Raw genomic sequence first — 15,551 nt, 5'->3', positions numbered from 1 at the left:
GTAATATGTACATTGCTACTATAACTTTTCAGAATCTTTTTTGCAAAGATTTTCTCTTAAAATAAATGATGAAAAAAAGTTAATCCTCGTGAAGCCCGAAGACTAACTTTGTCCGAATTTAAAATTCTAAATCTTGCTGTTTCTGCTGTACCGGCTGGGCGGTTGGCTGATTATTCTCATCCTTTTTGGAAAACATCTGCTGGATTTTATCAACTGCCTGCGGTGCAACCTCAAGAATTTTTTCATACAAATGAGTGCTTTCATCGAGATGGAGCATTTTCACACCATGAGAATTGACAATTAAAAAAGCGATAGGCGTAATTGAAACACCGCCGCCGCTTCCGCCGCCAAACGGGTGTGATTGGCTGCTGCTCCCCTGCCCTTGGTTGCCCGAGGAAGATTGTGATTGATCCAGTTTAAATTCGCTTCCTCCTGCAGCAAAACCAAAACCTACTTTTGAGACCGTTAAAATCACACTGCCATCAGGCGTTTCCACTGGATCTCCAATAATCGTATTGACATCAATCATTTCTTTTAAACTTTCCATTGCTGTGGTCATCAATCCTTGGATTGGGTGGTCAGACATCGAAGTTTTCCTCCTCTTTTACACGGACTTCGTCTTTTCATCTGATAAAACAGTATTCTTTTCAAGATGAGGGAGTCCGCACTTCCAAAATTTAACTAATTTTAATCCTGCTATTATAGCATGCCCAATCCGGAATTGAAACATACATGAAAGCTCTGTCTGTATGATCATTTGTTGAAATTGCGGCAGAATCTTGATTTCAGGCTTTTCTTTCAATCGAAAATAGCGGCTCAATAAGCCTACTATACTTCCTTTTACCGCCCACAATCCGCCTGTCAGCATCCCGGTAAGTGCCGCATCTCCGACACCGACAACCGTTGACCAATGAAACTGTTGAATGGTTACTTTTCTTAAAAATTTTCGTAGTACCACATTAAATTGAATAACATGCTCAAGGATTTCCCGGAAATTTTTTAAACTGGAAATAACTTTGCTCGGCGTTATTTTATTTACTTGCAGATCCGATTCACTTTCTTGCGGTCCCATTTTCGTTTTTCCCTTTAAAATGATACTTGGTGAATCATCATCCACTTTAATGAGCGGAATGTCTTTTTTGTACTTAAATAATCCAAACAAAGCCCGAAATTCAATTTTCAAATCATCATTATCGTTTCGATGATAATAGTTAATATAGATTGTTAACTTTGTAAAAAGGACGAGGATCAGCAAAAACAAGCCAATGATCACTGCAAAGACCAGCCATTTCAATCCGTTCACAACCTTTCAGCCTACTAGTATCGGCAGAATAAAAAAAAATAAACCTAATGATTAGGTTTATACTTCGTTTTAATCAGACTATTTTTAGGATAAAACCTTTTTAATCCGCTCAACAGCCCAGTCAATTTCTTCTTTTTCAATGATCAGCGGCGGCGCAAAACGAATAACGAGATCATGTGTTTCTTTACACAATAATCCTTCATCTTTTAACCGTTCACAGTACGGTCTTGCCAACTCAGTTAATTCTACACCAATAAATAAACCTTTCCCTCTTATTTCTTTGATGACCGGATTTTCAATCGTCTTTAGCTGTTCAAGAAAATAGGTACCCAATTCCAGCGATCTTTCAACCAGTTTTTCATCTTCAATCACTTCTATTGCCGCAATCGAAACAGCACAGGCAAGCGGATTGCCACCAAAGGTAGATCCATGGGAACCCGGGTTAAAAACACCAAGAATGTCGGAATTGGCTGCAACACACGAAATCGGCAATACACCGCCGCCCAGTGCTTTTCCTAAAATATATACATCTGGAATAACATTCTCCCAATCGCAGGCAAACATTTTCCCCGTACGGGCCAAACCGGATTGAATTTCATCGGCAACAAACAATACATTGTTTTCTTTGCACATTTCAAACGCCGCTTTTAAATAGCCTTCAGGTGGGATCACAATTCCTGCTTCTCCTTGGATCGGTTCAATGATAAAGGCCGCTGTTTTCGGTGTGATCGCTGCTTTTAATTCCTCAATATCACCGTATCGGACTAATTTCATACCTGGTACCAACGGGCCAAACCCCCGTTTGTACTCCGCCTCGGATGATAGTGACACGGCGCCTATCGTCCGGCCATGGAAGTTACCGGTGCAAGCAATCAATTCTGCCTGATTTTCTGGAATTCCTTTTACCTCATAGCCCCAACGGCGTACAGCTTTTATAGCCGTTTCAACGGCCTCTGCCCCTGTATTCATTGGGAGTATCATATTTTTGTTCGTTAATTGACAAACCTTTTCATACCATATTCCAAGTTTATCGTTGTGAAATGCGCGTGATGTCAGCGTTACCTTATCAGCTTGATCCTTTAATGCCTGAATGATTTTTGGATGACGGTGTCCTTGATTCAATGCCGAATATGAACTCAGCATATCCATATAACGGAATCCCTCCGGATCTTCAACCCATACCCCCTCTGCTTTTGCAATAACGATTGGCAATGGATGATAGTTATGGGCTCCGAACTTTTCTGTTTTTTCAATCACTTCACTTGATGAACTTTTCGTTGTCATCAATTTCTTCTCCCCTTTCAAATGTTGCGCAAAGCGTGGGAAATACCGCGCCCCATCCTGTTTTGTTTATTTACTATTTTTATATGCAAGCATTAAACCAAGTAAAACCTTTTCAAAACCAAGCTGAAATTTGGGATGATGCTGGTTTTTAAAAAATTTTATAAATTCCCGCCCCCCCCTAACAACACCTCCTAAGCATTTCTAAGATGTGTTGTTTATCCTGGGTACTCGGAGTGAACGACGGTCGTATCTGCAAATAGATCATGCAGCCCCTGCTTTTTCGGCAGAAAAGCCGAAATCAGATATCCCACAATGATAGCCGAAGAAATGAACCGGCCGATCCATTCACGGAATAACACCGTTCCCCATGTTAATCGGGTGTTTTTTAAATTGATTACTTTTAATCCAAAAACCATTTTTCCAAGCGTCTGACCGAAAAATTTGGTCATCAGGACAAAGTAAAGATAATAAACGATCGCGGTAACAATCGATATTGGCGCAAAGAAATTAAAATCAACGAGTGGAATGTCAAGCAAACGGAAGACTGGTTTAACCAGCAAGCGGTTCAGGCTCCCGACAACCACCAAATCGAGGAGGTATGCCCAAAAGCGCATCCAAAATCCCGCATAGCGAAATGAAGGACGGACATCTGCTTTTGACGGCAATGGCTGGCTGCTATCGTCTGGTTCTTCCAACTTCCAATTGTTTTCCTGGTTTTCTTGAATGTCCATTTTCATCCCCTCCTATTCGGCATACAAATACATCAAGCGGGGTGAATTGGGTTTCGTTAAAATTTTCATAAACCCAGCCATTTCCACGTTATTCCCAATTATTTTTTGTGCCTGAAAACTTAATAAGGAGCCGATTCCCAAATGATCTGTATAGCGGACCACTTTGGCGCCAGTCAATTTTTCCGCCTTTTTCATTTTGGCAATCACCTCATCAAGATAGCCGAAACCGTCAATTAAATTTAGGTCCTTTGCTTGACGACCATCGTAAACGCGACCATCGGCAATCTTCTTGACCTGTTCCACCGGGATATGACGTCCTTCGGAGATGACTTTGACAAACCCCTCATAGGAATTGTTCACCATAGTTTGCAGAATTTGCTGTTCCTCCGGCGTCATTTTTCTCGTTGGGCTCATAATGTCTTTAAACTGGCCGCTTTTAATTGTGACAAAGTCAACGCCGTATTTTTTAGCAAGATCTGAGTAATTGATGCTTTCCATAATCACCCCAAGTGAACCCGTTAACGTCTCTGGACTGGCATAGATTTTGTTGGCAGCTGTGGAAATATAATAACCGCCCGATGCCGCCATCGACCCCATTGAAACATAGACAGGTTTTTTGGCCTTTTGTTCAACTTGTAAAATCTTATCGTGGATCTCCGCGCTTTCCACTACTCCACCGCCAGGAGAATTGACGCGGATGATCACCCCTTTCACCGCATCGTCTTTCATTACATAATCCAGCTTTTTCAAGAACAATTGGTGATCATAACCCGAGCTTTGCAACAAGGATTGGGCATCACCCGAATCCTGGATAACCCCATTCACATCAAGAATCGCAATTTTCTTCAATTCACTTCCATCTTTTACGACTTCCTCTGTAAACGGCTGGTCACTTGCAGCAAGTAAATCGGTAAAATCGGTCTTGACACCCTTATACGCAAATGAGGATAAAAAATTGATCACAATAGACACAACAAACAAAGCAGCAGCAATTCCCAACGCTGCCCAGCGCTTTCCCGACAATACGAATGCCCCCTTTTTCAAATGTCTCTTTTTATACGGACATTGTTTCATTTCGTTTCAAAAAAATGTTAAGATGAAATCGGTTACTTCTTGTTATTTTACCAAACAGAAATGAGAAATAGTAAAAAAACTTATTGTATTTTTAAACGGAGGAATGGCTAATGGATCAACGCCGCAATTTGTTTCTTTACCATAAAAAAGACCCTGCTTCCTTATCACAGGTTGCACCGCTATATGATTTGGCGAGAAGATATGATTTTACAATCGTGGAAGATTTCCGCAAAGCCAATATTATCGCCAGCATCGGCGGTGATGGGACTTTTCTGCAGGCTGTCCGAAAAACTGGGTTCCGCGATGACTGCTTGTATGCAGGCATTTCAACGTTTGGCCGGCTTGGTATGTATTGTGATTTTCAAATTGAAGATCGTTCGAAAATGATTGAGGCGATGGCAAATGAGCTGGTGGAAGTCAGGCGTTATCCAGTGATTGAAGTAACGATTGATGGGCAAGGAACCTTCCGTTGTTTAAATGAATTCAGTCTCCATTCAGCGATTATTAAAACCTTGGTTATTGATGTTTTCATTGATCAGCTACATTTTGAAACCTTCCGCGGCGATGGCATGATTGTTGCTACTCCTACCGGAAGCACTGCCTATAATAAATCTGTCAATGGAGCCGTTGTCGATCCGCTTCTTTCGTGCATGCAAGTAAGCGAATTGGCTTCAATTAACAATAACCGCTACCGTACGCTTGGTTCATCATTTATTCTCGGCCAAGAACGGACACTGACATTGAAAGTTGTTTCTGAAGGCAACGACCACCCAACAATGGGAATGGACAATGAAGCATTAAGCATCCGCCATGTTGAAAAAATTCAAATCAAATTAAGTGAGCAAAAAATAAAAACCTTGAAACTTAAAGACAATTCGTTTTGGGAAAAAGTGAAAAGAACATTTTTGTAAGAAAAACCGGGCAAAAGCCTGGTCCTTTTTGATTTGGCTGATTAAATAGAAATATTAGGAAAACCCCTAATGACCGTTTTGACCTGGTAATCCTGTGAATTGGGCATTAGGTAAGTCCCTAACCACCGTTCACTGCAGGAACTTACTTTCCGCTTATAATCTACGTCAGAGGCCAAACAAAAGCAGGCGCAAAAAAGCGCCTGCTTTTGTTTGAATGCCACATTATGCTTTAAATTGCTGTATTTCTTTTTGGCGAAGTTCAATTCTGCGGATTTTTCCTGATGTGGTTTTTGGAAGTTCTTTTAAAAATTCAATTTTTCTTGGGTATTTATAAGGTGCTGTCAGCGCTTTCACATGTTCCTGAAGATTGCTGATTAAGTTCGGTTCACTTGCATCAATTCCATCCTTTAAAACAACAAAAGCCTTGACTATATTTCCACGGATTTCGTCCGGGCTTGCAACAACTGCACACTCTTTTACGAAAGGATGCTTCACAAGAGCATCTTCCACTTCAAACGGGCCGATAGTATAGCCTGAGCTGATAATAATATCATCACCACGACCCTCAAACCAAAAATAGCCATCCTCATCCCTTTTCGCTTTATCTCCGGTAATATAATAATTCCCGCGAAACTGCATGGCCGTCCTTTCAGGATCCTTGTAATAATTTTTAAATAATGCCGGTGATTCAACATGCACAGCAATATCCCCAACTTCACCAACGCCGCAAATTTCGCCTTCTTCATTTAGAATTTCCACCCGGTTCCCTGGCGTCGGTTTCCCCATTGAACCCGGTTTTAGTTCCATCTCTTTTGTCACACCAACAAGCAATGTATTTTCTGTTTGTCCATATCCGTCCCGAACATCTACGTTAAAATATTTCCGAAACGTGTCAATGACTTCGCGGTTGAGCGGTTCACCTGCTGATACGGCACTATGCAGATTTGGCAGCTTATACTCCTGCAAGTGATCGACCTTCGCCATTAAACGGTATTCCGTTGGCGTACAGCACAAGACATTCACATCATATTTTTCAAGGATTTGCAGGTATTTCTCCGGTTCGAATCTTCCATGATAGACAAGACCCGTTGCCCCAGAACCTAACACCGATAAAAAGGGACTCCAAATCCATTTTTGCCAGCCAGGTCCCGCCGTTGCCCAAACGGTGTCACCGTCTTCAATGCACAACCAGTTTTTCGCTGCTGTTTTCAGATGTGCATAAGCCCATCCATGTGTATGAACAACCCCTTTTGGGTTTCCTGTTGTCCCAGAGGTATAAGATAAGAAGGCCATGTCATCCCGAAGCGTATCTCCAAAAGCAAGTTCCTTCGATGCTTTCTTCCGCTCCTCATCAAGATCTAGCCAGCCTGGATGGCTGCCGCCAAGCGCAAATTTAACAACCGAGCCAGTAATATGCTCGAATTGAGAGGCATATTCGTAATAACTGACAACCCCCTTTACATCCCCGTGGGAAATTCGATACTGGAGATCTTTTTCCCTCAGCATTTCAGAGCTTGGAATCACGACAATACCAAGTTTTAGCGCTGCCAAATAAACAGTATAGGCCTCGATCAGCCTCGGGATCATGACGAGAACAACATCCCCCTTTGCAAGCCCATGACTTTTTAAAACATTGCCAATCTGATTCACCTGCTTGACCAATTCGTTGTACGTTAGTTGTCTTTTTTGTCCGGCTTCATTCTCCCACATCAGTGCAATCCGTTCCGGATCATCCGCAAACCGTTCTACTTCGGAAACCAAATTGTATTTTTCAGGAGCAATTAAATCTTCCCTCTTCATACCTCTCCCCCTAACATAGAATTGTCCAACACCTAAAGTTAATTATACAAAATCTTTAGAAAAATGAAAATAATAGTTAGAAAATAAAAAGAGAGGGGAACTTGTCCCACTCTCTTGTAGCCATTGTATTCACTTTTTAGCGGGAAAATCCTCCGCCCATTTGCTGTTCAGCCATTTGAACTAGGCGCTTTGTAATTTCACCACCAACAGATCCGTTTGCACGAGAAGTGGTTTCAGCACCAAGTTGTACACCAAACTCAGTAGCGATCTCATATTTCATTTGATCAAGTGCTTGCTGTACGCCAGGAACTAACAATTGATTTGAATTACTGTTGTTTGCCATGTGATTTTCACCTCCTTGTGAGTATAGAATGTGTAGAATCACATGGCTTCATTCGATATAGATGTTGGTAATTGTTCACAAAATCTTGGAATGCTGGCAGTAAACCCAATTTTTAGAATAGATCCTTCCATGGCGATGACGATGACGGGGCGTTACTTCCCGGCTTGATCATTAAAATTTCCGTCTCCTCAACGGCTTTAGCAACAAGCTGATCAAAATCAACAAAGCTTTCGAAAAACTGCGCTTTTTCCCTTCGTGGTTTTGTCTTGGGAGAGGCGGGAACAAAGATTGTGCAACAGTCCTCGTACGGCCGAATCGAAATGTCGAGAGTGCCAATCTGCTGGGAAATTTTTATAATATCCGTTTTATCCATTGAGATTAACGGCCTTAAAACCGGTGTATTCGTCACTTCATTAATCGTAAACATGCTCTCCAATGTTTGGCTTGCCACTTGCCCAAGGCTTTCACCTGTGATGATCGCTAGGCCTTCATTTTTTTTCCGTATTTCATCGGTAATCTTCAGCATAAGCCTCCGCGTGGTTGTCATCGAATAATTTTGCGGAACTTGTCTTCGGATCTCTTCCTGGATTTCTGTGAAGGGAACAATATGAAGCTTGATCCATCCGGAAATTTCCGCCAATTTTTCGGCGAGGTCTATCACCTTTTGCTTCGCCCGTTCACTTGTATAGGGGGGGCTGAAAAAATGAACCGCTTCGAGTTCGACACCGCGCCTCATGGATAAATAGCCGGCAACGGGACTGTCGATTCCGCCGGATAGCATCAGCATAGCTTTTCCGCTGGAACCAGCAGGCAATCCTCCAGCTCCGGCAATCGTCTCACACGATAAATAAGCCGCTTCTTTCCGAACTTCAATCTGCACATTGATATCCGGATTTCTTACATCTACACGCAAACCGGGAATGTTCGCTAATAAATGCCCGCCAAACTCATGATTGATCTCATCAGTACTTAAATCAAATGTTTTATCAGCACGTTTGCCGGTGATTTTAAATGTTTGTCCGTCATGATAAAACTGCTTTGCTAAGTCCAAAGCAGCCATTTTCATTTTTTCAATGTCTTTTTCGACTTTTATAACCCGACTAAAAGATTGAATTCCGAATATTTTGCGTAAAATTACAATCATTTCTTCGCTATTTTCCCCATTTAATTGAATAAACATTCGATCTCTTTCAGCCTGTATTTTAATTTTGGGATAAGCGCTTAGTGCAGCTTTAATGCTGTCGCGAAGCTTATCGATAAATTGTTTGCGATTTCTCCCCTTTGTTGAAATTTCCCCGTATCGAATTAAAATATGATCGTAAAGCATTCCTGTCATTCCTTTCTTAACTGCCAAATGGCTTTTTTAATCGCCTTGAGCACAAACCGTGCTTCCTCTTCTGTATTGTCAAAGGACAGGCTCAGCCGAACTGACCGCAGTGCCTCTTGTTCGGATACACCCATTGCCAAAAGGGTTTTACTCGGCGATTGTTTTCTGGATGAGCATGCACTTGTTGTAGAAGCATAAATATTGTCTTTTTCCAACATATGAATAAACGTTTCCGCCTTAATACTGTCAATTGTAAAATTAACAATATGCGGCGCTGCGATGCTTGGCGAGGTTTGAACCTGTACGCCATCTATTTCATAAAGCCCATCCGTTAACAAGCTTTGAATTCTTTTCATCATTAAGGTACCGGTTTTTCCTTTTTCCAGCAGCATCCTTAGAGCTTTGGCGGTTGACACTGCACCAGCTACGTTTTCTGTCCCGCTCCGCCTTTTCCATTCCTGGTTACCGCCCGCTAATAGCGGATCAAGCTGCACCCCCTCGCGGATAAACAGCAAGCCGGTTCCTTTTAAACCGTGAAACTTATGGGCAGAGAAGGAACAAAGATCGACACCCCACTCATGCAGATGAAGCGGCACTTTTCCGATACTTTGAACGGCATCCACATGAAACAGCACTTTCGGGTAGTTCTTTAACAGTGCGCCAATTTCGTTAATCGGCTGGATGGTTCCGACTTCATTGTTCACATGCATGACGGATACAAGAATGGTGTCCTGCCGAATCGCCTTTTCTACCTCACTCACCATTACCATTCCTTGTCGGTTAACAGGCAAATAGGTAATTTCAAACCCAAGCTGCTCCAGCTGCTCCATTGCCCTCGCAACAGAAGGATGCTCAATGGCGGTTGTAATCAAATGCCTGCCTCTGTTTCGGTGTCTCATTGCGACACCTTTGATCGCCATGTTGTTGCTTTCTGTACCTCCGGAAGTAAAAAAGATCTCCGATGCTTTAGCATTCAATAAATCGGCTATTTGCGTTCTTGCTTGGGTAAGCAAGTTTTCCGCCTGAGCTCCAATCCCATGCAGCGAAGACGGATTGCCAAAATATTCACTTGAAACGGTTAAAAACGACTCAAGAACCTCCCGATAAGGTTTCGTTGTCGCACTGTTATCGAAATAAATCATGAGACGATCCTCTCTTATCTAAACGAATTTCTTCTTGGAGTTATAAACCAAGGCTCGGTAAATTTTTAACTATTCACCCACACAAACAAAATGCCATTGTTATTTTACCATTCCTTTAGGCAAACAAAAACCGATCCGGTAAAAGCGGAATCGGTTTTTCTGGCTAATCTTTTGAAAACAGTGCTTCGATTTTTCTTAATGCTTCGGAATCAACTGCTTCAATCGTCGCTGCTGCCTGTTCTAAAGCCTTGTGGTAGTCATAGCTGCGAAATAGCTCCTCTGCTTCCTCCAATCCTTTTGAAACAGAGGAATATTTGCCGCGGTAGCGGTTGCCATATTGGATCACTTTTTCAGCAAGAAAGGCATTGTCAATTAATTCCGTCGTCGTGGCGACAAGTTTTTCAACTGTCAAGACGGCAATCTCTAAAAATTGGTTAATCGCTGAAATATTGAGCGGTTTCTCTTCCAGCTGTTTTTTCACATTTTCAATACTTTCTTTGCTTTCTTCAAAAAGAAATACATAATCATCAGGCAGCCCGGGAATATTGCTTTTTGATACAAGTCGGATCGCTTCGGCAATTTTTTTCCTCAATTCCTGAATCTTCTCTCTTGCTTCCATTTCATCTTTCCGTAACGCGTGCAGTTTGGTAAAAAACGCTTCCTGATCATTGCGCACTGCATCAAGCTGCTCCTTAATTTCCGCCAGTTCTTCTTTTAGAACGGTTTGTGCCGTATCGTTGTCTTCAAGCTCTGCCGCCAAATGTTCAAACCGCTTGTATGCGGCATGGAGTTCTTTTTCGATTTTCCTTCTGGATTGGAAAAATTCATCCGTTAAATGATAACTTTGGCCGACTTCGTTTACTTCATCGTTCAGCTGACTGTTTCCTTCTTTAAGATCGAGAAGCAATTGTTCTGTTTCTTTTTCGTTCTGAATGATGTAGTGCTTGGCGTGTACTTCCTTTTCAAGCAAGTCAAAAAGCACATCAATTCTTGCTTTTATATCCTTCAGTCCTTCCGCAGCCTTGTCGACCTCAATTTGCTCCACATCGTTCAAACATACGGCAATTAGTTTCTCAAGCTCGCTAAGCTCTTTTTCCACTTCGATATGCTCTAAATAGTAGCCTTGCTGTTCCATTTCGCGGAAACCATCCCGAACATCAGTTAATTGAGAGGGGAGTGCCGTTTGAAATTCATGTAAGAGGTCAGGGATCTGCTCCATTTCGGATTGAATCAGCTCCAGTTGACTTTTGATTGACAGAACCGTTTCCCTTGCCTGCAAGTAGTTTCCATTCTCGGTTTTATCATCAAACTCCTGAATTTTTTCAATGACATCATTTAATTGGCTTTCAAGCTGCTTTTCAGCTTTTCCGAACGTATATCGATGTGCCAGCAGCTCTTTCTTTGCTTCCCGATACGTTTCTCTCAATTGTTCGATTTCAACCCGATTTTTTTCTTCACTGCCGACTAGTTCATTTAGCTCATTAAGAATTCGTTTAATCTGATCCTCTGTTTCTTGCAAATTTTTCGAGATAAGATACTGAACTTCTTTGGCTTTGCGAAACCGGTAGCGGTCAATATGCTCTTCCGCATCAAATAGCAATTCCTCCAGGTCTGGCAGGCGAACCGTCACAATATCATCCCACTCACTGCGCCATCGTTCAAACAGTTCTTCTGTTTGGCCCGTCATATTGAGCTGCTTCACTTTCGACATTTCGTCAAGTACAGGGCGATTGATTAAGTCAATTTTCCATGCTTCCAACCGATCCATTTCCCGATAATACTTTTTCTTTATAAAATAACCTGTCACAATGATAACTAGCAGAAGAATGATAAATCCAATGATGTACTTCACGCGTAATCCCCCTGTTCAAACACCAATTCATTTGAATGCCGCTCAACGTTTATGTATGCAAAAATGATTCGTTCAATTTCAATGCTTTAATGATACCATGTAAACGACATTTTTTGACTATTAATTTCAATTTTTTTGCATAAAAGAACAAAAAAAAAACGGGATTTTCAAAAAAATACGTTGGCCGGAAAAAAATAACTATGTGGAGCATCAATTTCGTGGAATATCATTCTGATTTGAAGAATGAGAGGACCGTTTTTTATTCGTTTTTAGCTTGCCAGCGCTAAACGACAACCTCTTTGCAGCACAAAGTTTTGTCAATCCACTGATCAATTTCCTCAGTATACTTTTCAGCAAAAAAATACTCATTTGGAAATAAATAGAAAACCTCTCGCAAATACGGCGCATTGATAAACGGCATTACCCATAAGGCCTTCAGCTGAATAACTGCATACGAAACCGATTGCAAATGAAATTCCTTTCGCTCCATTCCAACTTCAAAAACCTCCTGCAAAAAAAACTTTTCCTTTGCATAATAAGTGGACATGATTTCCCTTGCGACTTGGGAATCCATTGACATTTCCCTTAAAACAAAGCTCGCCAATGAACTATTTTTGCTGAAATAATGAAGAATGCCTTTGGAAATTTGCTTTAAACACTTAACGGCTCCCTCTTGCAGTTGCAAATGCGCTTCTTCGATAATGGCAAGATATTGTTCAAAAAACGATGTGAAGCAATATTCAAGCAATCCTTGTTTGCTATGGAAATAATAAGAAATATTAGCAGGGTTTACTTTTGCTTTTTTGGCAATATCCCGAATGGACGTTCCGGAATATCCACTTGTCTGAAATAAAGAAATGGCCGCCTGGACGATCGCATCTTTCGAATTTTTTTTCATATTGCTCCCTCCGAAAAAAGTCATTTACCTTTTTTTCTGCGTCCTTTAAACATTTCTCGCCTTTCTTTCAGATTCCTCCAAGATCTTGTCGACAAAGTCTCCCTAAATTCACGATTTTTTGCTAAAATGAAAGAAAAAGTGAAACTTCAAAGAATAAGGTGAAAATATATGTTTAATATCGAAGGATATCGCGGAACGCGCGTGGAAAATTATGATCTTGTAAAAAAACAATTGCAGGCACTTGTGCATGATGAAACAAATCAAATCGCCAATTTAAGCAATGCCTCTGCGTTATTAAATCAATTTCTTGATCGGATCAATTGGGTTGGATTTTATTTAACCGATACGAACGAGGAACTTGTTTTAGGACCTTTTCAAGGGCTTCCTGCCTGCATCCGAATTCCCTTCGGAAAAGGAGTATGCGGAACAGCTGCGGCAACAAAAACAACGATTCGGGTGGAAGATGTCAATCAGTTTCCCGGCCATATTGCCTGTGACGCTGCATCACAGTCCGAAATCGTCATCCCCATGATCAAAAACGGAGAATTGCTTGGTGTATTAGACATCGACGCACCAGAAAAAAACCGTTTCGATGAGGTGGATCAAGAAAAATTAGAGGAATTTGTCGAACTGCTGGTTCAGCATCTTTAGAAAGCAACCGGGCAAAAACCGCCTGGAGCGGAGATCAAACAGTCAACCACGAAACACCCTACTTATGGAATAAATTCCTTGCATATATACTTTTCATGTTACGGATTTAAAAAAGATTCATTTAAGAATAGACTCTATGTCATAATTTTCTGGAAATGTAAAAAAGGGTCAACCTATAAATTCTGGTGATATTATAAAAAGGCACTTGCAATTTGCGAGTGCCTTTTTTTACCATCTTATACTTCTTAATGCTGTTATACATGGGCTTCCAAGGATTGTTCTTCTTGGGTAACAACTTTGTTTTTTCCTGTCCGTTTTGCAACGTATAGCGCTTCATCTGCTCGTTTGAACAAAAACTTTGCGGTATCGATTTTTTCTTTCGTCCAATAGGACACACCGCAGGAAACGGTCACATGCGGATTGGACAATTCAGCCACTTTTTCAACAAGCCTTTTGGCAATTTCCACTCCTGAAGCTAAAGGAACCTTTGGCAAATAAATGGCCAGCTCTTCTCCGCCCCACCGGGCACCAACATCGCTCTCCCGAATATTCGATTTAATGAGATTGGCTACTTGAATTAGAACTTCATCGCCAATCTGGTGGCCATGTGTGTCATTTATCGTTTTAAAATTATCAATATCAATCAGAATAAATGTTCCTTGTTCGTCTTATAATGCTACATATAAACTAGACAATAAAAAAGGAGTTTCTTAGTTGTATGTCAACCACTCGAAGAAAGTTTAACCCAGAAGAAAAAGCGCAAATTGTACTGGAAATCCTAAAGGAAGAAAAGTCAGTTTCACAGCTCGCTTCTGAGCATGGGATCCATACCAATGTCCTCAACCGGTGGAAATCCGAGGTGGTACAAAACCTCTCACAGCTGTTTGTTGATGATCGTAAAGGTATCACCAAAATGAAAAAAGAATATGAACAACAAATCAATGAACTCTACGCCGAGGTTGGTAAGTTAACCACCCAATTGTCGTGGCTTAAAAAAAAATCTGGCCTCTAACTTTACTCGTGAAGAGCGTATTGATCTCATAGAATGGGATTGCTCCGAACACTCCATCCTCGTACAAGCGGATTTACTTAATCTAAACCGCACCAGTCTTTACTATAAGCCGGTCCCTCCCTCTCCGGAGGAAATTCGCCTCAAGCACCGGATTGATGAGCTATACACAAAGCATTCTTTTCTGGGCTATCGAAAGATAGCTGCCATTATGAATCGAGAAGGGGATCTTATTCACGAAAATACAGTAAGAAAGTACATGCGAGAGATGGGTATTATGGCTATCTATCCCGGTCCGAACCTTAGCAAACGGGATCTCCAGCACCGGATCTACCCCTACCTACTTCGAGGGCTAAACATTACTCAGCCCGACCAGGTTTGGAGTGTGGATATCACGTATATCCGGATGAAGCAAGGCTGGATGTACCTCTACGCCATCATGGATTGGTATTCTCGCTTCATTGTGGATTGGCAATTGGATCAAAGCCTTGAAATCGGGTTCGTATTAGAGACTATGAGAAGGGCGCTAGCCAAACGCAAACCCGCCATTATTAACAGTGATCAAGGGAGCCACTTTACCAGCCCACAGTACACAGATTTGCTAAAGGAGAACGAAATCCGCATCAGCATGGATGGCAAAGGCCGTGCAAAGGACAACATCGTTATAGAACGGTTCTGGCGTAGCCTGAAGTACAATGAGATTTATATCAACGACTATACTAGCCCGCGAGAAACGAGGCAAGGTGTGGAACGCTATATCCATCTACACAACCACTACTTACCACACCAGTCATTGGATAACCATACACCAGCTGCTGTGTATAACCGGGATGTTGTACTGTTATCCACATGTGAATAACAGTAGCGGTGTTCGTCAAGAAAGTTGTCTTATATTTATATCTAAACTTAAAAAATCCTACCGCGCTTCGCTTGCTGCCCTCTTCATAAAAGATTCGTTCTAACGAACCAATCTTTTATGAAGAGGATGAAATTTTACCAACATTTCAGCGCTTTGGGGTGATCTTGGGTGTAGGAGGAAACCATTTCTCCCACGCCTTCGCTTATACTATGTCCTCCACCTGTGGACAATGTCTAATTGGCGCTATTCCCCTCAATTTCCATACAGGAAGAGGAGATCAAGACCTTTGTATTATAGAAATATCTAAGTAATTAATCTTGTATACACCTTAATTTTTCAAAAAAACTGTCTTGACTTCTTGTAGCAC

General features: G+C 41.5%; 14 protein-coding genes and 1 pseudogene. 3 read left to right on the top strand and 12 right to left on the bottom strand.

The window, feature by feature from the left end; genetic code table 11:
• Positions 1–118: 118 nt before the first annotated feature.
• The 5 genes from ytfJ to sppA all read right to left on the bottom strand — a co-directional run bounded on the left by ytfJ (position 119) and on the right by sppA (position 4,341).
• Positions 119–586 carry a GerW family sporulation protein gene (gene ytfJ / locus ACQYAD_RS15165; RefSeq protein WP_430239438.1) on the bottom strand — a complete coding sequence of 156 codons (468 nt, stop codon included), beginning with the start codon at positions 584–586 and terminating at the stop codon, positions 119–121.
• An 18-nt stretch (positions 587–604) separates the two neighbouring features.
• Positions 605–1,303: a DUF2953 domain-containing protein gene (locus ACQYAD_RS15160; protein ID WP_430239436.1), complete on the bottom strand. Its 699-nt coding sequence runs from the start codon at positions 1,301–1,303 to the stop codon at positions 605–607.
• 84 nt (positions 1,304–1,387) lie between these two features.
• Positions 1,388–2,587, bottom strand: a complete 1,200-nt coding sequence (locus ACQYAD_RS15155) for an ornithine--oxo-acid transaminase (protein WP_430239434.1) — start codon at positions 2,585–2,587, stop codon at positions 1,388–1,390.
• Between the two features lie 215 nt (positions 2,588–2,802).
• Entirely contained in the window at positions 2,803–3,318 is a 516-nt protein-coding gene (locus ACQYAD_RS15150) for an RDD family protein (protein WP_430239432.1), read from the bottom strand.
• Positions 3,319–3,330: 12 nt separating this feature from the next.
• On the bottom strand, positions 3,331–4,341 hold the full coding sequence (gene sppA, locus ACQYAD_RS15145; RefSeq protein ID WP_430239430.1) for a signal peptide peptidase SppA: 1,011 nt from the start codon (positions 4,339–4,341) through the stop codon (positions 3,331–3,333).
• A 161-nt stretch (positions 4,342–4,502) separates the two neighbouring features.
• Here sppA and ACQYAD_RS15140 point away from each other — a divergent pair, with 161 nt between their 5' ends.
• The gene (locus ACQYAD_RS15140; protein ID WP_430239429.1) at positions 4,503–5,303 is read left to right on the top strand and encodes an NAD kinase; all 801 of its coding nucleotides are present in this window, start codon (positions 4,503–4,505) and stop codon (positions 5,301–5,303) included.
• A 222-nt stretch (positions 5,304–5,525) separates the two neighbouring features.
• Here ACQYAD_RS15140 and mbcS read toward each other — a convergent pair whose 3' ends face one another.
• The 6 genes from mbcS to refZ all read right to left on the bottom strand — a co-directional run bounded on the left by mbcS (position 5,526) and on the right by refZ (position 12,665).
• Entirely contained in the window at positions 5,526–7,103 is a 1,578-nt protein-coding gene (gene mbcS, locus ACQYAD_RS15135; protein WP_430239426.1) for an acyl-CoA synthetase MbcS, read from the bottom strand.
• A gap of 136 nt (positions 7,104–7,239) precedes the next feature.
• Positions 7,240–7,446, bottom strand: a complete 207-nt coding sequence (locus tag ACQYAD_RS15130) for a small, acid-soluble spore protein, alpha/beta type (protein ID WP_430239424.1) — start codon at positions 7,444–7,446, stop codon at positions 7,240–7,242.
• 112 nt (positions 7,447–7,558) lie between these two features.
• Positions 7,559–8,773, bottom strand: a complete 1,215-nt coding sequence (gene thiI / locus ACQYAD_RS15125; RefSeq protein ID WP_430239992.1) for a tRNA uracil 4-sulfurtransferase ThiI — start codon at positions 8,771–8,773, stop codon at positions 7,559–7,561.
• Positions 8,774–8,778: 5 nt separating this feature from the next.
• The gene (locus ACQYAD_RS15120) at positions 8,779–9,915 is read right to left on the bottom strand and encodes a cysteine desulfurase family protein (RefSeq protein ID WP_430239421.1); all 1,137 of its coding nucleotides are present in this window, start codon (positions 9,913–9,915) and stop codon (positions 8,779–8,781) included.
• Positions 9,916–10,078: 163 nt separating this feature from the next.
• A complete protein-coding gene (gene ezrA, locus ACQYAD_RS15115; RefSeq protein ID WP_430239419.1) occupies positions 10,079–11,767 on the bottom strand; it encodes a septation ring formation regulator EzrA in 1,689 nt (562 codons plus the stop codon).
• A gap of 283 nt (positions 11,768–12,050) precedes the next feature.
• Entirely contained in the window at positions 12,051–12,665 is a 615-nt protein-coding gene (gene refZ, locus ACQYAD_RS15110) for a forespore capture DNA-binding protein RefZ (RefSeq protein ID WP_430239417.1), read from the bottom strand.
• 168 nt (positions 12,666–12,833) lie between these two features.
• Here refZ and ACQYAD_RS15105 point away from each other — a divergent pair, with 168 nt between their 5' ends.
• Positions 12,834–13,316 carry a GAF domain-containing protein gene (locus ACQYAD_RS15105; protein ID WP_430239414.1) on the top strand — a complete coding sequence of 161 codons (483 nt, stop codon included), beginning with the start codon at positions 12,834–12,836 and terminating at the stop codon, positions 13,314–13,316.
• Positions 13,317–13,570: 254 nt separating this feature from the next.
• On the opposite strand, the pseudogene ACQYAD_RS15100 reads toward ACQYAD_RS15105, so the two are convergent.
• Positions 13,571–13,984, bottom strand: a pseudogene (locus ACQYAD_RS15100) (diguanylate cyclase); the annotation flags it as partial.
• A gap of 50 nt (positions 13,985–14,034) precedes the next feature.
• Here ACQYAD_RS15100 and ACQYAD_RS15095 point away from each other — a divergent pair.
• A protein-coding gene (locus tag ACQYAD_RS15095) for an IS3 family transposase (RefSeq protein WP_430234555.1) occupies positions 14,035–15,184 on the top strand; the annotation gives its coding sequence in 2 pieces (ribosomal slippage) (positions 14,035–14,309 and positions 14,308–15,184; 1,152 coding nt in all).
• Positions 15,185–15,551 lie beyond the last annotated feature (367 nt).

This window comes from Neobacillus sp. SM06, assembly GCF_050496765.1.
In the GTDB taxonomy this organism is placed as follows: domain Bacteria; phylum Bacillota; class Bacilli; order Bacillales; family Cytobacillaceae; genus JAEVLT01.
Note: the sequence above shows the minus strand (reverse complement) of the source record. Positions and strands in the feature narration are given on the sequence as shown.

Excerpts from the sequence above, each read along its gene's own strand:
- refZ (WP_430239417.1), bottom strand. The coding sequence starts at position 12,665 with ATGAAAAAAAATTCGAAAGATGCGATCGTCCAGGCGGCCATTTCTTTA.
- ACQYAD_RS15105 (WP_430239414.1), top strand. The coding sequence starts at position 12,834 with ATGTTTAATATCGAAGGATATCGCGGAACGCGCGTGGAAAATTATGAT.
- ACQYAD_RS15155 (WP_430239434.1), bottom strand. The coding sequence starts at position 2,587 with ATGACAACGAAAAGTTCATCAAGTGAAGTGATTGAAAAAACAGAAAAG.
- mbcS (WP_430239426.1), bottom strand. The coding sequence starts at position 7,103 with ATGAAGAGGGAAGATTTAATTGCTCCTGAAAAATACAATTTGGTTTCC.
- thiI (WP_430239992.1), bottom strand. The coding sequence starts at position 8,773 with ATGCTTTACGATCATATTTTAATTCGATACGGGGAAATTTCAACAAAG.
- ACQYAD_RS15150 (WP_430239432.1), bottom strand. The coding sequence starts at position 3,318 with ATGGACATTCAAGAAAACCAGGAAAACAATTGGAAGTTGGAAGAACCA.
- ACQYAD_RS15120 (WP_430239421.1), bottom strand. The coding sequence starts at position 9,915 with ATGATTTATTTCGATAACAGTGCGACAACGAAACCTTATCGGGAGGTT.
- ACQYAD_RS15130 (WP_430239424.1), bottom strand. The coding sequence starts at position 7,446 with ATGGCAAACAACAGTAATTCAAATCAATTGTTAGTTCCTGGCGTACAG.
- ACQYAD_RS15140 (WP_430239429.1), top strand. The coding sequence starts at position 4,503 with ATGGATCAACGCCGCAATTTGTTTCTTTACCATAAAAAAGACCCTGCT.
- ytfJ (WP_430239438.1), bottom strand. The coding sequence starts at position 586 with ATGTCTGACCACCCAATCCAAGGATTGATGACCACAGCAATGGAAAGT.